This is a genomic window from Nocardia sp. NPDC019323, assembly GCF_044389845.1.
GTDB classification, from domain to species: Bacteria; Actinomycetota; Actinomycetes; order Mycobacteriales; family Mycobacteriaceae; genus Nocardia; species Nocardia implantans.
In genome coordinates this window covers 224,439-244,603 of sequence record NZ_JBIRYN010000003.1, presented here as the reverse complement: position 1 = coordinate 244,603, position 20,165 = coordinate 224,439, and the positions used below count along the sequence as shown (strand labels likewise).

At 68.9% G+C, this 20,165-nt stretch carries 17 protein-coding genes; 8 read left to right on the top strand and 9 right to left on the bottom strand.

The annotated features are described in order from the left end of the window. The first annotated feature begins 54 nt into the window (after window positions 1-54). From ACH49X_RS14130 to ACH49X_RS14115, 4 genes are all read left to right on the top strand, one after another. A complete protein-coding gene (locus ACH49X_RS14130) occupies window positions 55-1,290 on the top strand; it encodes an FAD-dependent oxidoreductase (protein WP_357205045.1) in 1,236 nt (411 codons plus the stop codon). A gap of 106 nt (window positions 1,291-1,396) precedes the next feature. Further along, on the top strand, window positions 1,397-1,798 hold the full coding sequence (locus ACH49X_RS14125; protein WP_195077479.1) for a YciI family protein: 402 nt from the start codon (window positions 1,397-1,399) through the stop codon (window positions 1,796-1,798). Further along, window positions 1,795-3,060: an RNA polymerase sigma factor gene (locus ACH49X_RS14120; RefSeq protein ID WP_195077478.1), complete on the top strand. Its 1,266-nt coding sequence runs from the start codon at window positions 1,795-1,797 to the stop codon at window positions 3,058-3,060. The genes ACH49X_RS14125 and ACH49X_RS14120 overlap by 4 nt, the downstream gene beginning before the upstream one ends. A gap of 155 nt (window positions 3,061-3,215) precedes the next feature. Continuing rightward, the gene (locus tag ACH49X_RS14115) at window positions 3,216-3,692 is read left to right on the top strand and encodes an NUDIX domain-containing protein (protein WP_195077477.1); all 477 of its coding nucleotides are present in this window, start codon (window positions 3,216-3,218) and stop codon (window positions 3,690-3,692) included. Window positions 3,693-3,695: 3 nt separating this feature from the next. On the opposite strand, the gene ACH49X_RS14110 is transcribed toward ACH49X_RS14115, so the two are convergent. Then, window positions 3,696-4,532 (bottom strand): phosphoribosylaminoimidazolesuccinocarboxamide synthase, encoded by an 837-nt coding sequence (locus ACH49X_RS14110; RefSeq protein WP_357104411.1) that lies wholly within the window; start codon window positions 4,530-4,532, stop codon window positions 3,696-3,698. 217 nt (window positions 4,533-4,749) lie between these two features. Here ACH49X_RS14110 and pepN point away from each other — a divergent pair, with 217 nt between their 5' ends. Next, complete coding sequence (pepN, locus tag ACH49X_RS14105) at window positions 4,750-7,332, top strand: aminopeptidase N (protein ID WP_357205042.1); 2,583 nt, start codon at window positions 4,750-4,752, stop codon at window positions 7,330-7,332. Window positions 7,333-7,391: 59 nt separating this feature from the next. Here the strand turns inward: pepN and ACH49X_RS14100 are convergent, their stop codons facing one another. The 4 genes from ACH49X_RS14100 to ACH49X_RS14085 form a co-directional block, all read right to left on the bottom strand. Next, window positions 7,392-7,856, bottom strand: a complete 465-nt coding sequence (locus ACH49X_RS14100) for a DUF5130 domain-containing protein (protein WP_323123929.1) — start codon at window positions 7,854-7,856, stop codon at window positions 7,392-7,394. Next, window positions 7,843-8,121 (bottom strand): hypothetical protein, encoded by a 279-nt coding sequence (locus ACH49X_RS14095; protein WP_067802579.1) that lies wholly within the window; start codon window positions 8,119-8,121, stop codon window positions 7,843-7,845. The genes ACH49X_RS14100 and ACH49X_RS14095 overlap by 14 nt, the downstream gene beginning before the upstream one ends. A gap of 104 nt (window positions 8,122-8,225) precedes the next feature. Further along, a complete protein-coding gene (locus tag ACH49X_RS14090; protein WP_397069867.1) occupies window positions 8,226-9,830 on the bottom strand; it encodes an alpha-amylase family glycosyl hydrolase in 1,605 nt (534 codons plus the stop codon). A gap of 218 nt (window positions 9,831-10,048) precedes the next feature. Continuing rightward, window positions 10,049-10,453, bottom strand: a complete 405-nt coding sequence (locus ACH49X_RS14085; RefSeq protein ID WP_195077473.1) for a globin — start codon at window positions 10,451-10,453, stop codon at window positions 10,049-10,051. 243 nt (window positions 10,454-10,696) lie between these two features. On the opposite strand from ACH49X_RS14085, the gene ACH49X_RS14080 reads away from it, so the two are divergent. After that, the gene (locus ACH49X_RS14080; RefSeq protein WP_195077472.1) at window positions 10,697-11,398 is read left to right on the top strand and encodes an HNH endonuclease; all 702 of its coding nucleotides are present in this window, start codon (window positions 10,697-10,699) and stop codon (window positions 11,396-11,398) included. A 4-nt stretch (window positions 11,399-11,402) separates the two neighbouring features. On the opposite strand, the gene ACH49X_RS14075 is transcribed toward ACH49X_RS14080, so the two are convergent. Next, entirely contained in the window at window positions 11,403-11,969 is a 567-nt protein-coding gene (locus ACH49X_RS14075; RefSeq protein ID WP_357104406.1) for an XRE family transcriptional regulator, read from the bottom strand. A gap of 613 nt (window positions 11,970-12,582) precedes the next feature. Here ACH49X_RS14075 and ACH49X_RS14070 point away from each other — a divergent pair. Together ACH49X_RS14070 and ACH49X_RS14065 are read left to right on the top strand one after the other, a co-directional pair. Continuing rightward, window positions 12,583-13,278, top strand: coding sequence for an AzlC family ABC transporter permease (locus ACH49X_RS14070; protein ID WP_357104403.1), 696 nt, complete (start codon window positions 12,583-12,585; stop codon window positions 13,276-13,278). Beyond that, window positions 13,278-13,586, top strand: coding sequence for an AzlD domain-containing protein (locus tag ACH49X_RS14065; protein WP_195077469.1), 309 nt, complete (start codon window positions 13,278-13,280; stop codon window positions 13,584-13,586). Before ACH49X_RS14070 ends, ACH49X_RS14065 begins: the two co-directional genes overlap by 1 nt. Before the next feature lie 451 nt (window positions 13,587-14,037). Here ACH49X_RS14065 and ACH49X_RS14060 read toward each other — a convergent pair whose 3' ends face one another. The 3 genes from ACH49X_RS14060 to ACH49X_RS14050 all read right to left on the bottom strand — a co-directional run bounded on the left by ACH49X_RS14060 (window position 14,038) and on the right by ACH49X_RS14050 (window position 20,150). Continuing rightward, window positions 14,038-14,703 carry a hypothetical protein gene (locus ACH49X_RS14060; protein ID WP_195077468.1) on the bottom strand — a complete coding sequence of 222 codons (666 nt, stop codon included), beginning with the start codon at window positions 14,701-14,703 and terminating at the stop codon, window positions 14,038-14,040. Window positions 14,704-14,751: 48 nt separating this feature from the next. Next, window positions 14,752-15,123: a thioesterase family protein gene (locus ACH49X_RS14055; RefSeq protein WP_084486252.1), complete on the bottom strand. Its 372-nt coding sequence runs from the start codon at window positions 15,121-15,123 to the stop codon at window positions 14,752-14,754. Window positions 15,124-15,212: 89 nt separating this feature from the next. Next, window positions 15,213-20,150, bottom strand: coding sequence for an NAD-glutamate dehydrogenase (locus ACH49X_RS14050; RefSeq protein ID WP_357205038.1), 4,938 nt, complete (start codon window positions 20,148-20,150; stop codon window positions 15,213-15,215). Between the last annotated feature and the right edge of the window lie 15 nt (window positions 20,151-20,165).

The window sequence follows — 20,165 nt, the reverse complement described above, 5'->3', positions numbered from 1 at the left end:
TGCCAGTAGGGTTGACCGGCAGGAGCTTGGTTCCCTTCGGAGAAGGAGTCCGCGATGAGTTCTGACCAGCGTTTCGTCATCGTCGGCGGCGGACTGGGCGCGGCCAAGGTCGCGGAAGCGTTGCGCGCCAACGACTTCGAGGGAACCGTGACGCTGATCGGCGCCGAGGAGCACCTGCCCTACGATCGACCGCCGCTGTCGAAGGAGCATCTGGCCGGGAAGAAGTCGCTGCCGGAGTTCACGATCGATCCGGCTCAGTGGTACCGCGATCACCACATCGAGGTCCGGCTGGGCACCACCGTCACCGGGCTGGACCCCGCGGCCAAGACGGTCACCCTGCCCGACGGTTCCACGCTCTCCTACGACAAGCTCGCGCTCGCCACCGGCTCCACGCCCCGGACCCTGCCCGTTCCCGGCGCCGACGCGCCCAACGTGTACACCTTGCGCACCATCGAGGACTCCGACACGTTGATCGAGCTGTTCAGCGGCGCGACGCGGCGGCTGGTCATCATCGGCGCGGGCTGGATCGGCCTGGAGGTCGCCGCCGCGGCCAGGGCGGCGGGCGTGGCGGTGACCATCGTCGAACGCGCCGGCCTGCCGCTGCTGGCGGTGCTGGGGCCGGAGATGGGCGAGGTGTTCGCCGACCTGCACCGCGCCAACGGCGTCGACTTCCGGTTCGGCGCGCAGGTCGAGGCGATCACCACCGAGGACGCCATCGCCACCGCGGTCGCCAACGGCGTGCGCCTCGGCGACGGCAGCACGATCGAGGCCGACGCGGTGCTGGTCGCCGTCGGCGCGCGCCCGAACGTGGAACTGGCCGCCGACGCCGGACTCGCCGTGGACGACGGCGTGCTCGTCGACGAGCGCTTGGCCACCAGTGATCCGGACATCGTCGCGGTCGGCGACATCGCCGCCCAGCAGCACCCGGTGCTCGGCAGGCGGGTCCGGGTCGAGCACTGGGCGAACGCGCTCAATCAGCCCGCGGTCGCCGCCGCGACCATGCTCGGCAAGCAGGCTTCCTACGACCGGCTGCCCTACTTCTTCACCGATCAGTACGACCTGGGCATGGAGTACACCGGGTTCGCCGCGCCGGGCGAGCACGCCAGGGTCGTCGTGCGCGGCGACAAGGCGGCACGTGAATTCGTGGCGTTCTGGCTGGACGCCGACAACCGGGTGCTGGCCGGGATGAACGTGAACGTCTGGGACGTCACCGACCGGATCAAGGAATTGATTCTGGCGGGCGAACCGGTGGATCCGGATCGGCTGGCCGACACCTCGGCGCCGCTGTGACGTGGATCACCTCCGCGATGTGTCGAATGCGCGCGCCGCGCTCCGACCCCATCGCGAGCGCCACCCGCGCGCTGCATCCGACCGAACGCCGGAGAGGAAACCGATCATGAAGTACATGCTGCTGAAGACCTACGGGCCGACCGCGTACTGCGACACACCGATCAACGAATGGTCCCCGGAAGAGATCCGGGCCCACATAGACTTCCAGCGCGCGCTGGGTGCGCAACTGGCCGAGGCGGGCGAGTTGGTGGACGCGCAGGGATTGGCCGGTCCGGAGGAGGCGCGGATCGTCAGTTCGGACGGCCGGTCGGCGCCGGTGGTCACGGACGGGCCCTTCCCGGAGACCAAAGAGTTCTTGGCGGGGTACTGGATCGTCGACGTGGACAGCCCCGAGCGGGCCTACGAGATCGCCGCGCAGGCCTCCGCCGCACCCGGCCCCGGCGGTAAACCGATCGGCGAGTACATCGAAGTTCGCGCGGTGATGGGCGCCCCCGCCACCGAGCAATGAGCGACCGGAGTGCGGTGCCCGACGACACACCGCTCCCGGCGAGCACCGAGGACCTGCTGCGCACACTGGCGCCGCAGGTCCTCGGAACGCTCGTCCGCCGGTTCGGTGACTTCGACACCGCGGAAGACGCGCTGCAGGAAGCGCTGCTCGCGGCCGCGACCCAGTGGCCGAGGGAGGGCCTGCCGGACCATCCGCGGGCCTGGCTGATCCAGGTCGCGCAGCGCCGGATGGCCGACGCCGTGCGCGCGGAGGTGGCTCGGCGGCGCAGGGAGACCACGGCTTTCGACCGCGAGGTCACCGACGCCGTGCCCGTCGATCACGACGACACCCTCACCATGCTGTTCCTGTGCTGCCATCCGGCGCTGACGCCCGCCGCCGCCATCGCGCTGACGCTGCGCGCGGTGGGCGGTCTCGGCACCGACCAGATCGCCCGCGCCTTCCTGCTGCCGGAAGCGACGATGGCGCAGCGCATCACGCGGGCGAAGAAGAAACTGGCCACGGTCGAGCGTCCCTTCGCGCAGCCGGGCGATCAGCGGTGGCGCGAGCGGCTCGGCGCGGTGCTGCACGTGCTGTACCTGATCTTCAACGAGGGCCATACCAGCAGCTCGGGGCACACGTTGCAGCGGACGGACCTGTCCGACGAGGCGATCCGGCTCACCCGAGCGGTGCACCGGCTGTTGCCCGAAGACAGCGAGGTCACCGGTTTGCTCGCGCTGATGCTGCTCACCGACGCCCGCCGGGCCGCACGCACCGGCGCGCACGGCGAACTCATCCCGCTGGCCGAGCAGGATCGCGCGCGGTGGGATCGTGCGCTGATCACCGAAGGGACGACCCTGGTCACCGGCACGCTCGCAGGCGGCTTGCGCGGGCCGTACCAGATCCAGGCGGCCATAGCGGTCCTGCACGCGCAGGCTCCGCGCTCGGAGGACACCGAGTGGACCAAGATCCTCGCGCTGTACGACCGGCTCGAACGGCTCTCGGACAATCCGATGGTGACGCTCAACCGGGCGGTGGCGACGGCGATGGTGGCGGGGCCACAAGCGGGTCTCGCGCTGGTCGAGACCCTCGACGACCACCTGTCCGGCACGCACCGGCTCGACGCCGTGCGCGGCCATCTGTACGAGATGGCCGGTGCGGTCGACGCGGCCATCGACTGCTACACCAAGGCGGCCGCGCGCACGACGAGCGTGCCCGAGCGCGACTATCTGACCATCCGTGCGGCACGGCTGCGGCACGAAGCGCGGGTGAACCTCACCGACTGAGCGGATTCCTTGCTTCAGGTGGGCGGCCGCGCCATTCCCGGTTCGGCGTCACCGGAAGCCGGCGATACGTTCGTCGGAAGCGTCTGCTCCGGCGACGCGCCGGGCACCGCCACGCGAGGGCACTCGGCCGGTCGCGACCGGGCAGACTATCCCGGGTGGCAGGCAAACACAGTGCGGGAGTCCTTCTTTTCCGCCGGAACTCCGATGGCGCCGCCGAGGTGTTGCTCGGACACATGGGCGGTCCGTTCTGGGCGCGAAAAGACCTCGGCGCGTGGTCGATTCCGAAAGGCGAGTACGAGCCGGAGACGGAGGACGCCGAGGCCGCGGCGCGCCGCGAGTTCGCCGAGGAGCTCGGGCTGCCGGTCCCGGCTGGCACCTGGCTGCCGTTGGGCGAGGTGCGCTACAGCGGCGGCAAGAAGATCCTCACCGTGTGGGCGGTCGAAGGCGATCTCGATCCCGCCGCCGTGGTACCGGGGACCTTCCAGTTGGAATGGCCGCCGCGTTCCGGTCGCCTCGCGGAGTTCCCCGAGGTCGACCGCGCGGAGTGGTTCGATACGGCCACCGCGCGAGACAAGCTCGTCGCGGGGCAGCGACCCTGTCTGGACCGGCTGGCCGAGTTGCTCGCGGACTGACCGTCAGCGCGCCAGGCCCGCCCAGCTGCGGCCGGTGACGAGTTCGTAGGCCTCCACATACTTCTGCCGGGTCGCCGCGACGATCTCGGCCGGGATCTCCGGGCCTGGCGCCTCCTTGTTCCAGCCCGTCGAGGTGGCCCAGTCGCGGACGAACTGCTTGTCGAACGAGCGTTGCGCGCGGCCGGGCTCCCACTCGTCGGCGGGCCAGAACCGCGACGAATCCGACGTCAGCACTTCGTCGCCGAGGGTGAGCACATCACCGTCCCAGCCGAATTCGACCTTCGTATCGGCGACGATCACACCGCGTTCGGCGGCGTGCTCGGCGCCTCGGGCGTAGATGTGCAAGGTCAGCTCGCGCAGCCGCTCGGCGACCTCACGCCCCTCCTGGTTCACCACGTCCGCGAAGGTGATCGACTCGTCGTGCCCCTCGGACGCCTTGGTGGTCGGCGTGAAGATCGGCTCGGGCAGCTTGTCGCCCTCACGCAGGCCGGGCGGCAGCGCGATCCCGCACACCGAGCCCGTCTGCCGGTACTCCACCAGCCCCGACCCGGTCAGGTAGCCGCGCGCGATGCATTCCACCTGCACCATCTTCAGCGGCTTGACCCGGATGCCGCGACCGGCGAACTCGGCGGGCACGTCGGTGGCCGAGACGACGTGGTTGGGCACGTCGGTGAAGTACTCGAACCACCAGTTCGACAGCTGCGTGAGCAGAGCGCCCTTGTCCGGGATCGGCGTCGGCAGCACCACGTCGTACACCGACACCCGGTCGGAGGCGACCAGCAGCAGCGTGTCGCCGTCCTCGTACAGGTCACGCACCTTCCCGGCGTGCACATGCTTCAACGTCGAGCCTCCGAATCCGTGGGGTGAACCTGCGCTGTACCAGGCACAATACCGCCGTCCCCGAGCGCGCCCGCCGCGCCGTCGCGGTCGCGCCGCCGAACCGGCGCGCGAGTGCCCGTGAACACTAGGGTTGATCGGGAAACTCCCGCGCGAACTGCCATGACGAATGGCATCGTGGGTGTCGCCCGTGCCAGTTCTTCGACCACGAAGGAGCCTTATGTCCGCACCCAATCTCACTCGCGACCAGGCGATCGAACGCGCCGCGACGGTGTCGGTCGAGAACTACCGCGTCGAGCTGGATCTCACCGACGGCGCGGGCAAGCCGGGCGAGCAGACCTTCTTCTCCCGCAGCACCGTGACCTTCACCGCGGAACCGGGTGCGAGCACGTTCATCGACATCGTGGCGCGCGGCGTGCGCTCGGCGGTGCTCAACGGGACCGCGCTGGACGTCTCCGATTACGACGAGTCGACCGGCATCACGCTGAACGACCTGGCCGAGCGCAACGAGCTGGTGGTGGAAGCCGATTGCGAGTACTCGCACACCGGCGAGGGCCTGCACCGGTTCGTCGACCCCGCCGACGACGCCGTCTACCTGTACTCGCAGTTCGAAACCGCCGACGCCAAGCGGATGTTCGCCTGCTTCGACCAGCCCGACCTCAAAGCCACCTTCGACATCGCCGTCACCGCGCCGGAGGACTGGCAGGTCATCTCCAACGCGGCCGTCGTGCAGACGCTCGTCGCTGAGCCGGGCAAGCACGTCTTCCGCACCACCCCGAAGATGAGCACCTACCTCGTCGCGCTCATCGCGGGCCCGTACGCGCAATGGACCGACGTCTACACCGACGAGCACGGCGACATCCCCCTCGGCATCTACTGCCGCGCGTCGCTGGCCGAGCACATGGATGCCGAGCGGCTGTTCACCGAGACCAAGCAGGGTTTCGGCTTCTACCACCGCAACTTCGGCGTCCCGTACGCGTTCGGCAAGTACGACCAGCTGTTCGTCCCCGAGTTCAACGCCGGCGCGATGGAGAACGCGGGCGCGGTGACCTTCCTGGAGGACTACGTCTTCCGGTCCAAGGTCACCAGGGCGTCCTACGAGCGCCGCGCCGAGACCGTGCTGCACGAGATGGCGCACATGTGGTTCGGCGACCTGGTCACCATGAAGTGGTGGGACGACCTGTGGCTGAACGAGTCCTTCGCCACCTTCGCTTCGGTGCTGTGCCAGTCCGAGGCCACCGAGTACACCAACGCATGGACCACCTTCGCGAACGTGGAGAAGTCCTGGGCCTACCGGCAGGACCAGCTGCCGTCCACGCACCCGATCGCCGCGGACATCCCCGACCTCGCCGCGGTCGAGGTCAACTTCGACGGCATCACCTACGCCAAGGGCGCCAGCGTCCTCAAGCAACTCGTCGCCTACGTCGGCCTGGAGCCGTTCCTGGCCGGCCTGCGCGCGTACTTCGCCGACCACGCCTATGACAACGCCACCTTCGACGACCTGCTGTCGGCGCTGGAGAAGTCGTCCGGCCGCGACCTGTCCACCTGGGGCGCGCAGTGGCTCAAGACCACCGGCCTCAACATCCTGCGCCCCGAGTTCGAGGTGGACGCCGAAGGCAGGTTCAGCTCGTTCGCGGTCGTGCAGGAGGGCGCGCAGCCGGGCGCGGGCGAGCGGCGCGTGCACCGTCTGGCGATCGGCGTCTACGACGATCAGGACGGAAAACTGGTGCGCACCGAGCGCGTCGAACTCGACCTCGACGCCGCCGAGCGCACCGAGGTACCCGAGCTGGTCGGCGTGCCGCGCGGCCAATTCGTGCTGGTCAACGACGACGACCTCACCTACTGCTCGATCCGGCTCGACGCCGATTCGCTCGACGTGCTGGTCAACCGCATCGCCGACATCGCGGAGCCGCTGCCGCGCACGCTGGCCTGGTCGGCGGCCTGGGAGATGACACGCCAGGCGGAGTTCCGTGCCCGCGATTTCGTCGCGCTGGTCCAGCGCGGTGTCGGCGCCGAGAGCGAGATCGGTGTGGTGCAACGGTTGCTGATGCAGGCCAACACCGCGCTCGGCAGCTACGCCGAGCCGGAATGGGCCGCGACCACCGGCTGGCCGGAATACGCGAACCGGCTGCTGGAGCTGGCGCGCGAAGCCGAACCGGGCTCCGACCACCAGCTCGCCTTCGTCAACGCGCTGACCGGCGCGAAGCTATCGGCCTGGCACACCGAGGTGCTCAGCGAGCTGCGCGACGGCGACCCGGCGAAGGTCGGCCTGCCCGGCCTGGTGGTCGACACCGACCTGCGCTGGCGGATCGTGACGGCGCTCGCGGCGGCGGGTGAGATCGACGCCGAGGGGCTGCACACGCCGGTCATCGACGAGGAGCTGGCCAACGATCCCACGGCGGCGGGCAAGCGGCAGGCGGCCGCCGCGGCGACGGCGCGCCCGATCGCCGAGGTGAAGGAGCAGGCGTGGACGACGGTGATGGGCGACGACTCGGTGCCCAATGTCACCGCGCGCTCGATCGTCAGCGGTTTCGCGCCCGCCGGGCAGGGTGAGCTGCTCGCCGACTACGTGGAGCGGTATTTCGCCGAGGTGCCCGGCGTCTGGGAGCGGCGCTCCAGCGAGGTCGCCCAGACCGTGGTGGTCGGCCTCTACCCGCACTGGGCGATCAGCGAGGACGCGGTAGCCGTCGCCGACAAGTTCCTCGCCGGCGATCACCCGCCCGCGCTGCGCCGGCTGGTCAGCGAGGGCAAGGCGGGCATCGAACGCTCGCTGCGCGCCCGCGCCTTCGACGCGCAGCCGTAGAACGAAACCGGCGCGTCCACCTGGACGGGTGGACGCGCCGGTACGGGGTTTCGCTGTCCCTACCTGCCGATGGCGGCGGCCATCACGCGGACGGCGGAGACCACGCCATCGATCAGCTGGCCCTGCCGGAACGAGCTCAGCGCGGCGGTGACGCCGAGCTGGCAGACCCGATCGTTCGCACGGTCGGCGACGGCCCGGCCCGAGCGCACCTCGATCGCCTTCTCGTTCGGCGAGACGGCGATGAGCACCGAGTGCGCCGCCTCGGGCGTGCCGGGGAAGATCGCGTCCGCCGCGGCGGCCGGGTCCTCGCCCAGATCGCCGATGTAGACGTTGAAACGCACCTTCGTCGCGCGGGTCGCCTCGGTGAGCACGTTGTCCATGGTGAGCCGCTCGACGTCGTCGAACGGCGCTTCCTTGAACACGTCGCCCGCCTCGTGCACGCCGGAGACGCGGCCGCTACTGGTGATCGCGTATCCGTGCGGCAGATCGGCTTCGACCACCGCGGGCCACTTAGAACCTGCCACTTGCCCGTCCTCCGATCAGCTCCACCGCGGTGGACTCGATGGCCGCATGGGGTTCATGCGGTGTATCCGCGAAGTGGTGACCCGAACCGATCACCTCTTCGGTGGCACTCCACAGCACCGGCGACGCGGTCCACTTCTGACCGAGGGTGAAGTGGACCGGCTTCTCGCCAGGCAGCGGCTTACCGAGGAACGACAATCCGGCGATGATGCCGTAGATCACCAGCGGTATGCCGGCGAAGATCAGCACTGTCTCGAGAATGCTCACGGATCAAAGGTAGACGATCCTCTGTAGTAGTTCTCCGTCCGGTCGAGCCGGAGTGCCGCCCGTGTCCGGTGCACCCACCGTGAGCTGGGTCTTTCCGGTTTTCCTCAAACCAACCATGCGGCCGCGTTCGGCGGCAGCTGGCCGCCGTCGGTCGGCGCGCTGGACAGCAGAACGTCTCCCGGCGGGAGCTGGATCGGCAGGTCCGAGGCGTTGAGCACGCACACCAGTCCACCCGGCCTGCGGAACGCGAGACAACCCGGCGGGCTGCCGTACCACTCGATCCGGTCCCCGGCGAACTCCGGCCGCTGGGCACGCAACTCGATCGCAAGGCGATACAGCGACAAGGTCGATCCCAGCTCCTCGAGCTGGGCTTCCACGGTCAACGGCGCCCAGCCGAGCGGCATCGGCAGCCACGGCGTCCCGGTGGTGAACCCGTACGGCGGCGCTGCGCCTTCCCACGGCAGCGGCACCCGGCAGCCGTCGCGGCCGCGCTGGGTGTGGCCGGAGCGCTCCCACACCGGATCCTGCAAGACCTCGTCCGGCAGGTCGTCGACGTTGGGCAGGCCCAGTTCGGCGCCGTTGTAGATGAACACCGCGCCGGGCAGCGCGAGTTCCAGCAGGATCATCGCCCGTGCCCGCGCGACGCCGAGCGCGCCGCCGCCGTACCGGGTGACCTCCCGCTCGATGTCGTGGTTGGACAGCGTCCAGGTGGGCACGGCGAAGACCGGCGCGACGGCGGCCAGCGAGTTGTCCACGGCGTCGCGCACCGCGTCGGCGTCGAACGCCGATTCCGCGAGGCGGAAGTTGAACGCGAGGTGCAGTTCGTCGGCGCGTACGTACTCGCCGAAACGGGCGTTGTCCTCGACCCACACTTCGCCGATGAGCACCGCGTCCGGGTACTCGTCGACCACCTTGCGGATCCGGCGGTGGATGTCGTGCACGGCGGGATTGTTGAAGCGCGGGTCGCTGTCGTCGTGCGCGAGCAGGGCCGAGACGGACAGCTCCGGCATGTCGGGCAGACCGTCGGGTTTGGCCATGCCGTGCGCGACGTCGATCCGGAATCCGTCCACCCCGCGGTCGAGCCAGAACCGCAGCGTCTGCTCGAAATCGGCGGCGACCTCGGGATTCGACCAGTTCAGGTCGGGCTGTTCACGAGCGAACAGGTGCAGGTACCACTGGCCGGGCGTGCCGTCGGGTTCGGTGATCCTGGTCCAGGCCGGGCCGCCGAAGATGCTGGGCCAATTGTTCGGCGGCTCGGCGCCACCGGGGCCACGGCCGTCGCGGAAGATGTAGCGGTCGCGCTCCGGGCTGCCGGGAGCCGCCGCCAGCGCCGCGCGGAACCACGGATGCTGGTCGCTGGTGTGATTGGGCACCAAGTCCATGGTGACCTTGATCCGGCGGGCGTGCGCCTCGGCGATCAGCGCGTCCATCGCGGCGAGCCCGCCGAAGAGCTGATCGATGTCGCGGGGGTCGGCAACGTCGTAGCCACCGTCGGCCATCGGCGAACGCATCACGGGGCAGATCCACAGGGCATCGACGCCGAGCAGTTCGAGATAGCCCAGTTTGTCCCGGACTCCCCCGAGATCGCCGATCCCGTCTCCGCTCGAGTCCGCGAAGGATCTCGGATAAACCTGGTAGAACACGGCCGACCGCCACCACGACTGCGTGGCACGATCCACCGGCGCCGTTAAGGCTGGTGCATCACTCACATCCGCAATAGTGCCAAAGTTCCGACGCGAAAGCCTTCAGGCGTCACCCCGCTTCGAATCGTGGGCAAATATTCAGCACCGTCACCGGGATGAGCGAAAAACGGTGCTCAGCTCCGTCTCTCGCGGGCAAGCACCGCGTCACCCGTTGTTCATCAGCGAATTTTTCACCACCACAACGCGGTAGAAAACACACCATCGCCGCCGTGCTGGGCGCGTGGTCAGAACGGCGCGTTCACCAATGAGTTGGCCGCCATCTCCAGGTAGTCGAGCAGCGCCTTGCGGTGCTCGTCGTCCAAGGTTTCCGGCTCGATCTCCGCGACCGCGATATGCATGCACCGCAGCCACGCGTCGCGCTCGATCGGCCCGATGGTGAACGGCATGTGCCGCATGCGCAGCCGGGGGTGGCCGCGCTCGTCGGAGTAGGTGCGCGGACCGCCCCAGTACTGCTCCAGGAACATCCGCAAACGACGCTCCGCCGGACCGAGATCCTCTTCCGGATACAGCGGACGCAGCACTTCGTCGGCGGCCACCTCGCGATAGAACGTCGCGACGAGCCGCCGGAACGTCTCCGCCCCACCGACCGCCTCGTAGAACGACGTCGCCGTTTGCTCGCCCGAAGTCATAGACCCTCTCGCTTCACCGGATGCGCCGCTGTCCATTGTGCCCGCGCCCCGGCACCGCCGCCGCACCGCCCTCGCACCGCCGATCGGCAACCGGAACATCGCGCCGGAATGGCACTTCAGCCACAGTTAACCGGACATTGTCGAAAATCACCGTGCAATGCCCGACATTCCATGGTCAACTGGGTGACAGTCTCTGCTTTGCAGATACCACATGATCCTGCCAATCATGAAATCGAGGTCGAGATGAAGCAGCGGCACGGCGCCCGATCAGAGGCGCGAGCGCACCGACAACTCCAGCCCGCCGACGTCCACAATCGTGGGTCGGGGGCTACTCCGCTGCACATCTTGTCCGAACGATATCCGGGTGGACATCGTGGTCATCACGACCACGGACCCCGCCCCACCGCCCCGCCGTCCGAGGGCACGAACTGGCTCAAGACCAGGGTGCTGCTGTTGAACGCCACCTACGAGCCGCTCACCGCATTGTCCGCGCGCCGCGCGATCGTGCTGCTCATCTGCGACAAGGCCGACGCCGTCCACCACAACGACGAGGGACCGGTAGTGCACTCCGCCGACACGTCGGTGACCATTCCCTCGGTGATCCGCCTGCGCACCTACGTGCACGTTCCGTACCGCGCCAGGGTGCCGATGACCCGCGCCGCCCTCATGCACCGCGATCGCTACCGCTGCGGTTACTGCGGCGGCAAGGCCGAGACGATCGACCACGTCATCCCGCGCAGCCGCGGCGGGGAACATTCTTGGGAGAACTGCGTCGCCAGCTGCGCGCCGTGCAACCATCGCAAAGCCGACAAACTGCTCAGTGAGCTGGGCTGGACGCTGCGCGCCCCGCTGGTCTCCCCCAAGGGCCCGCACTGGCGCCTGCTGTCCACCACTGCCGATCTCGACCCGGTGTGGTTGCAGTATCTCGGCGAAGGCGCCGCCTGATCGATCAGGTGTACTCCACCACCAGCGTCGCCCAGGTCGGCGACGCCAGTGCCTCGAAGACATGCGGCTGATCACCCGGGTACGCGATGTAATCGCCCGGGTGTAATTCGACAGGCGCGTCGACGGGGCCGACCAGTGCACGTCCTTCCGCCAGCAGCACATGCTCGACCACACCGGCGATATGCGGATCCGATCGGCGGGCATGCCCCGGTTCGGCGGTGATGCGGAACAGGTCGCGGCGAGAATTGGCCGGTCCGGCCGCCAGCAGCGTCGCACGGTACTCCGATCGCTCCGCCGCCACGACCGGGCCCTCACCGGCGCGAATGACGTGCACGTTCGGGCGCGGCGGGTCGAGCAAGCGGGAGAACGGCATGTCCAGCGTGACGCACAACGCCCACAAGGTCTCCAGGCTCGGGTTCCCGGTTCCCGACTCCAGTTGCGACAGGGTGGATTTCGCGATGCCCGCCCGGCTGGCGACCTCGCTCAACGACAGTCCGGCCCGAGTGCGCTCGCGGCGGAGGGCGGCGGCGATCACCGCCTTCGGGGTCGTCGTCGCGTCTTGCTGCGTCATCTCCCGCTCCGTTGGTTCTTCCAGCGCCTGCGGCGCTGGTGTTCGCTGTGCTTGTTCGGCCGCGACTTCGTCGCGGCGTGTTCGACAATGCCAGGTCTCGCTCCGCTCGGAACCTGCGGTCGGGCTGTGGGGTCTCGTCCTGCGGTTCCACCCGGCGCTGACGCTTCGGCGGGAACGCCTGCCGTGCGATACCACCCGCTGTCGCGCCACCGGCCTGCTGTTGCGAACGACCTGCTGCAGCGCGAGGCACTTGCTGCGCGAGGGACTGTTGGCGCTGTGGGCGTCTCTTGCTGCGCCGGCGGCCTGGTGTTGCGCTGGGCGGCCTGGCTCGGTTGCGGCGCGAGCCTTGGTTGCCTGCGGCCCAGAACCGCGTGACCGAGGCAGCGGGACGGGCGAGGCCGCCACGGTGCCGATCAGGCTCACCCCGGAACAGAAGCGCCGGGCATCTCGCAACCATCCTTCTCGCGCACCGCCGGTGATCCGGCTCCCTGGCACCATGCTCCGCGACACGCCTGCCGCAGAATGGCCCGGCCCCGCCGGTGCTTGCCCGGACGAAGCTTTCGCCGGGGAAACCATGTTGACGAAGCGCGGCGCTGTGTCCACTATAAACAACATGCGTTCGATATGGCGAACACTGGATCGGGATGCGCTGCTCGGGATCGGGGCGGTCTGCCTCGCCGTCGGGGTGATCGGGATTTCCTACGGGGCGACCGCGGTCGCGGCGGGCTTTCCGGTCTGGCTGCCGGTGCTGCTCGGGTGCGTGGTGCTCGCCGGGAGTTCGGAGTTCCTGTTTCTCGGGATCGTGGCGGCCGGGGGCAATCCCATCGCGGCGGTGCTGGCCGGGCTGCTGGTCAACGCCCGGCACGTGCCTTACGGGCTGTCGGTACCCGATGCGGTCGGCATGGGTTGGCGGCGCTCGCTAGGGGTCCATCTCATGAACGACGAGTCCGTCGCGATGACCATCGCGCAACCGGACGCGCGACGCAGGCGCGCGGCCTACTGGATCACCGGCGCGGGGGTGCTGCTCGCCTGGCCGGGCGGCGCCGCCGTCGGAGCGCTGATCGGATCGGTGGTCACCGACACCTCGGCGCTGGGACTCGATGCCGTGTTCCCCGCGGTTCTGCTCGCCTTGGTGCTGCCCGCGCTGCGGGAGCGCACCACCCTCGCCGCGGTGGCGGTCGGCACCGCGGTCGCTCTGGTCAGTGCGCCGTTCCTGCCTACGGGGCTGCCGGTGCTGCTCGCCCTGTCCGGGGTGCTGGTCGCGGCGCGGGAGAAGCCGCGGCAGGCGACCGTGTCGGGAGCGGCGTGATGCTGGCCGCCGGAGTCGTCGCACTCGCCGCGGGCACCTACGCCTTCCGCTGGGCCGGACCCGCACTCCGCGACCGAGTACGCCTGCCCGCGCGTGTGGTGCGCCTGCTGGAGATCGGCGCCGTCGTATTGCTCACCGCGCTCGTGGCCGTCACCACCCTGCCGCTGGGCACCGCGGACCTCGGATTCGCCGTGCCCGCAGGCGTTCTCGCCGGTGGGCTGGTGGCCTGGTTCCGGCAACCGATCCTGCTGGTGATTCTCGCCGCCGCCGCGACAACGGCATTCATCCGCCTGCTCGGCGTCGCCTAGCCGGGATGCGCGACAGCCGGTTTCGCACAGAGGCAGGCGGCGCCGTCCCCTCCTGCCGACGGCGCCGCCTACCCATCGATCGCTTCCGAGCAATTGTTTGCTACGCGAGAAATCACGGTGGAACCCTTCACCGCGAAAGGGGTGCGCGGAAACGTAACAGCTGATCTGATCCGCCTTCCGGGCCACCCGAATCCAACCCTCGACCGGCTGGAGGACTCTCGGGACCAACGCTGCCGGAACCGGCCTCGACCTCGCGATCTGCTACGTTCGGGCCTTCGCCTGGCACGCGGAACGGCACGAGAAGTGCATAGCCTGCGTCGCCGCTGGCTATGGCTCGTGGGGTGAGTCGGCCGGGCCGAGGAAGCTATCTACATAGCCACTTGCACGGCGAAGCGCTTGTGTCCCCGCGCGAATCACCTGCCCCGCATACCCCTGAGCACCCTGGCGAAACTCACTGCGGCAGTAAGGGAATCCCACCGCCGAGCCGACGAGCCACCGAACCGTAGCGGGCGTCGAGCCGCAGCCACGTTCTGGTCGCGCGGACACGGACGATCTCGGCGGGTGGAATACGCCGGGGGTCGGCCTTCTCCCCCGAGTGCGGGATGAAGTCCATCGCCGTGAGCGCGAAGACCACGCGCATCGGCACCTGCACCCGAGTGCCTCCGCCGGACACGGTCAGCACCGCCTGATCCAGCAGCGAGGCGGGCGGACCGTGACCGCTGCCGTGTTCCCGCGCCAGCTGCGCACCCTGCTCGGCGAGTTCGACCAGCGTGCGCGCGGGCACATCGTCGACGTGCACGAAACCGTCGGTGGGTGGCAGCGCGCCGCGCCACGCGGAGTCCATCGAAAATCCGAGGTCGATCGGACCGCCGACAGCCGAACCGGCGAGCACCAGGTCGGCGCCGACCGTCACGTCGTCGACGCCCAGTTCGGCGACCACGGTGCGCATCGCCAGCGCCTCGAAGCCCGTCGCCACCCAGGCCGAAACGTACTTCTCCCCGCGGCGGCGCAAGCGCACCACCGCCGCTGGGTCCAGCCGCACGGCCCTGGTCAGGAACGTCGCGAGATTCTCCCGCTCCGCCGGATCGGGCACGCGCAGCACTCGTTGTTCCGTCATCACGGCTGCTCCGCCGTCAGCACTCGGCCACCATCGGCGCGCGGTCGTTCACTCCATCCATTCCGACAGGTAATCACGCTCGGCGTCGGTGAGCCTGCGCAATCGCTGTGCTCGCATGTCGAACGCCGCGATCTGCGTGGAGGCCACCACGGCGGCGGGCGAATCGGGCTGCGCGCCCGCCGCACGCACCTCGTAGCCGATGGTGAAATCGACCGCGCGCAACTGCTCGATCCACATGGCGATGTCCAGCGGCGTGTCCTCGTGCCGCAATTGACCGCGGTAGCGCACCCGCAGGTCGGCGAGGACACAACCCTCACGCAGCGGCGCGGTCGGGCGGCCGTCCTCGAACAGCCACGGAATCCGCGCCTCTTCCAGCAGCGTCACCATCCGGGCATGGTTGACGTGCTGGAACACGTCCATGTCCGACCACCTGACGTCCACCTTGGCGTGGAACCGCCGCGGCAGCACCAGGCTGCCCGCGGCCTTCCCGCTTCCGCTCACCGAACTCGTCAACGTGGTACCTCCGATTGAGCGCCCACCCCGCTCACCATGCTCCGCACTTGCCGCGCTGCAACCGACAACGTGGCGAGATCGTGGGTTCCGGACTCGAACAATTCCGACAGCGCCGCCCTGGCTCGCCCGAGGCGGGACTGATTCTTCGACTCCCAGTATGCAATCTTCTCGTCCGCCGTCTCCTCGGGGTCGCCGCCGGAGAGCACATCGAGCGTGAGGGAGCGCAGCGACCCGTACATGTCGTCGCGCAGGGCCAGCCGCGCCAGCGCGTGCCAGCGGTCGCCGCGTTCGAGGTGGCTGACCGCCTGCAGCAGCCAGTCGATCTTGAGGTGATCGTTGAGCGCGTAGTACAGCGAACCGACCTCGTCACCGTCCCGGTCGGTGATGTCGGCGATGTCCACGATGTCCAGCAGCGGGAACAGGTGCAGCAGGCCGAAGACCTCGGTGGCCAGGTCGGTCGGCGCGCCGCGAGCGATCAGCTCGGCGGACCGGTCGGTCAGGGTGAACACGTGGTGCCCGCGCAGCCATCCCGGCACCTTCGGTGCGAGTTCCCGCACGTCGGCGCGGTACCGGCTGATCTCGGAGCCCACCGCGATCGGCTGCGGGCGGTTGCTCAGCAGCCACCGGGACGCCCGGTCCAGGGTCCGCTTCGTCTCCAGTTCCATCAGGTCGCGCACCGGGGTGGGCGCGTCGCAAGCGCGGATTCGCGCCCATCGCTCGTGCAGGTCGAAGATCCCGCTCGCCGCGGCGAAAGCGCGCACCGCGTCGGTGGTGGTGGCGCCGACCTCCTCGTTCAACCGGTGGGCGTAGGTGATGCCGCCGTAGTCCACCATCTCGTTGACGATCATGGTGGTGACGATCTCCCGGCGCAGCCGGTGCCGCTTGATCGCCGCCGCGAAACGATCCCGCAGCGGTGTGGGGAAGTACTCCGGCAGCCGGGCCGCGAAGTACTGGCTGTCGGGCAGATCGGACCCGAGCAGATCGGACTTCAGCGACAGCTTCACATGCGCCATCAGATTGGCCAGCTCCGGTGAGGCCAGTCCGGAGCCTTCCTCCAGCCTGCGCTTCATCTCCTGATCCGACGGCAGCGCCTCGAGTTCGCGGTCCAGGCCGCGCCGCTCCTCGAGTTCCTCGATCAGCCGCGTCTGCACGCTCAGCATCTGCGGCGCCTCGGTGCGCGAGAGGCCCATGAGGAAGTTCTGCGCCACATTGTCCTGCAGGACCATCCGGGCAACCTCGTCGGTCATCGAGGCCAGCAGCGGATTGCGCTCATCCTGCGGCAACTGACCGCCGGAGACCACGGCGTCGAGCAGGATCTTGATGTTCACCTCGTGATCGGAGCAGTCCACGCCGGCCGAGTTGTCCAGCGCGTCGGTATTGATCTTGCCGCCGTTGCGGTTGAACTCGATGCGGCCCAGCGCCGTGGCGCCGAGGTTGCCGCCCTCGCCGATCACCTTGGCCCGCAGTTGGTTTCCGTTGACCCGGACCGCGTCGTTGGACTTGTCGCCCACCTCCGCGTTGGTCTCCGTGCTGGCCTTGATGTAGGTGCCGATGCCGCCGTTCCACAGCAGATCGACCGGAGCCAGCAGGATCGCGCGCACCAGATCCGGCGGCGACAGCGACACGACATCATCGCCCAGTCCGAGGGCCGCCCTGGCCTGCGGGCTGATCGGCACGGCCTTCACGGTGCGATCCCACACCCCGCCGCCGGGACTGATCAGCGAGGTGTCGTAATCCGCCCACGACGACCTCGGCAACGCGAACATCCGCTGCCGCTCCCGGTACGAGCGAGCCGCGTCCGGGTCGGGATCGAGGAAGATGTGGCGGTGGTCGAAAGCGGCCACCAGACGAATGTGCTCGGACAACAACATCCCGTTGCCGAACACGTCACCACTCATGTCACCGATGCCGACCACGGTGAAGTCCTGGGTTTGCGTGTCGATCTCCATCTCACGGAAATGACGCTTGACGCTCTCCCACGCACCCTTGGCGGTGATGCCCATCGCCTTGTGGTCGTACCCCGCCGAACCGCCGGAGGCGAACGCGTCACCCAACCAGAAGCCATAACTCTGCGCCACCTCGTTGGCGATGTCGGAGAACGTCGCGGTCCCCTTGTCCGCCGCCACGACCAGGTAGGTGTCGTCCCCATCGCGCCGCACCACCCGGGCCGGGGGCAAGACCTCCCCGCTCGCGCGATCCACGTTGTCGGTGACATCCAGCAGGCCGGAGATGAACGTGCGGTAGCAGGCGACGCCTTCCGCACCCAACGCCTGCCGGTCGGCGACCGGATCGCCGGTGGACGCGGGCGGCTGCTTCACCACGAAACCGCCCTTGGCGCCGACCGGCACGATCACCGCGTTCTTCACCGCCTGCGCCTTCACCAGACCCAAGATCTCCGTGCGGAAATCCTCCAGCCGGTCCGACCACCGCAGACCACCGCGCGCCACCGGACCGAAGCGCAGGTGCACGCCTTCCACCCGCGGCGAGTAGACGAAGATCTCGAACTGCGGCTTCGGCTTCGGCAGTTCGGCGATCTCCCGTGGTTCCACCTTCACCGAGACGAAGTCGCGCGGCCTGCCTTCCGCGTCGGTCACGTAGTAATTGGTCCGCAAGGTCGCCTTGATCAGGCCGAGGATCGCGCGCAGGATGCGGTCGGCATCCAGACTGACCACCTCGTCGATCCGCCCCCGCACCTGGGTTTCCAGCTCCGTGGCATGCTCGGCGGACACCGTGTCGGGGTCGAAGCGCGCCGCGAACAGGTCGACGAAAAGGCGCGCGATATCCGGATAGGTGAGCAGCACGCGGCAGATATTGGCCTGGCTGTACGGAAAACCGGCCTGCTGCAGGTACTTCGCGTAGGTGCGCAGGATCGACACGGCCCGCCACGGCAGCCGGGCGCGCAGCACCAGCTCGTTCATGCCGTCCGCCTCCGCGCGGCCGTACCACATGGCCCCGAAGGCTTCCACGAACCGTTCCCGCAGCCCACGCACCTCCGCCTCCAGCACGTCGGCGCGTTTGGAGGACTCGAGCAGTTCGGCGTCCAGATCGCGATCGAGCGAACTGCGCAGCAACTCCGGGCGAGCGAGCAGGCCGAAGTCGTAGATCCACCGCTCACCGCCGGCGCTGTCGGCCGCGGCCTCCAGCTCGATCTGGTACGGCCGCTCGTCGACCACCTCCACGCCGAGACTCTGCAACAGCGGGAGCACCTGGCTCAACGAGATGCCGCTGCCTCCGACGTAGAGCGTGAAACGCCACGAACCCGGCGCCGAATCGGGCTTCCGGTACAGGAATTGGTCGATGTCGCCGTCGCGCAGACGGTCGAGGCGCACGATGTCCTTCAGCGCGCGGTCCGCGGCGAAATCCTGTTTGTAGCCCTCGGGGAAGGCTTCCGCGTACCGCTGCACCACCGCGGGATCGAGCACCGTCGACGTGCTCACCTCGTCGTTCAGCCGGTCGTCCCAGGTGCGGCTGGCTTCGGCGAGCAGGCTCTGCAAACGCAGCCGGTTGGGCTCGGAGGTGTCGACGGCGGGCGGCGTACGACGCGGAACACCGAGTTCGGCCTCCGGCATGCGCACGGTGAAATACACTCGCGCCAATTCGCTTTCGCCCACCCGCGCGGAGTAGTCGATGGACACGCCGCCCAGTTCGCGGACCAGGATCTCCTGCATCTCGAGTCGCGCGCTGGTGGTGTACCGATCACGCGGCAGATAGACCAGGCAGGCGACATAGCGGCCGTAGGTGTCCGCGCGCAGGAACAGGCGCACCTGGCGCCGCAGGCCGACGCTCAGCACGGCGGTGGCGGTGCGGCGCAGCGTGTCACCGTCGGCGGAGAACAGTTCGGTGCGCGGGAAGGACTGGATCACCTCGAGCATGGCCTGACCGGAGAACGAATCCAGGTCGAATCCGCTCGCCTCGATCGCCGAGCGGACCCGGCGTTCGATCACCGGGATGTCCAGGACGTTCTCGTGCACGGCGGTGACGGTGAAGACGCCGATGAACAGGTGTTCGCCGACGATCGTTCCCTCGGCGTCGAAATCCGCTACGCCGACGAAGTACGGGTACACCGCACGGTGCACGGTGGCGGGGACCAGACCCTGGGTCAGCGTGAGCAGCGGACGGTCACCGCCGTTGACCGGCACGTGAAAGTCGGTGCCGACGTCCGGGCGCAGCACGCCGAGGCAGGTGTCGGGCACGACGGTGGACAACTCCCGGCCCTGGTCGGAGCTCAGCCGGTAGCGCGCGTATCCGAGCAGGGTGAAGTTGCCCCCGGCCAGCCAGCGCAGCAAGGCGGCGGTGTCGGTCAGTTCGGTGGCCGGGAAAGGCGCCGACCCGGATCGCGCGGCCTGTTCCAGATCGTCGGCGAGCTTGCTCTGCACGGCTTCGATGGCCTCGGTGTCACCGATCACCTGACGCACGTCGTCCACCACGTCCGGCACCGCGGACTCGACCTTGGCCAGCAGCGCTGCGCTGGTCGACGGGTGCAATTGCACATGCATCCAGGACTCGCGCAGCCCCGCGCCACCGGTGCCGTCCACCTCGTGCGCGGCGGCGTGCGTCAGCCGTCCCTCTTCGTCTCGCTCGACCTCGAAGATCGGGTGGATGATCTCGCTGACACTGACACCGAGGCGGCTCAGCGACGAGCTGATCGACTCGACCAGCAGCGGCATGTCGTCGGTGACGATCTGCACCGCCGCACCGATTCCGGAGCGATCGTCCGGGTGATACACCCGCACGAGCGCGCGACCGGGGCGGCGGGTGACGGCCAACTCCAGATGCCTTCGGAAGATCTGGGTGATGCCGGTGATCGCACAGTCCACATCGCCCGCGTCGACGTGGCGGAAGTACGCCTCCTCGAGCGTCGCGAGTTCGCCGCGCAGCGACTGCGGCAAACCCGCGGCCCACGCCGCGCTGGACAATTCGGACGAGACGGTCATTTTTCGCCAACTCCC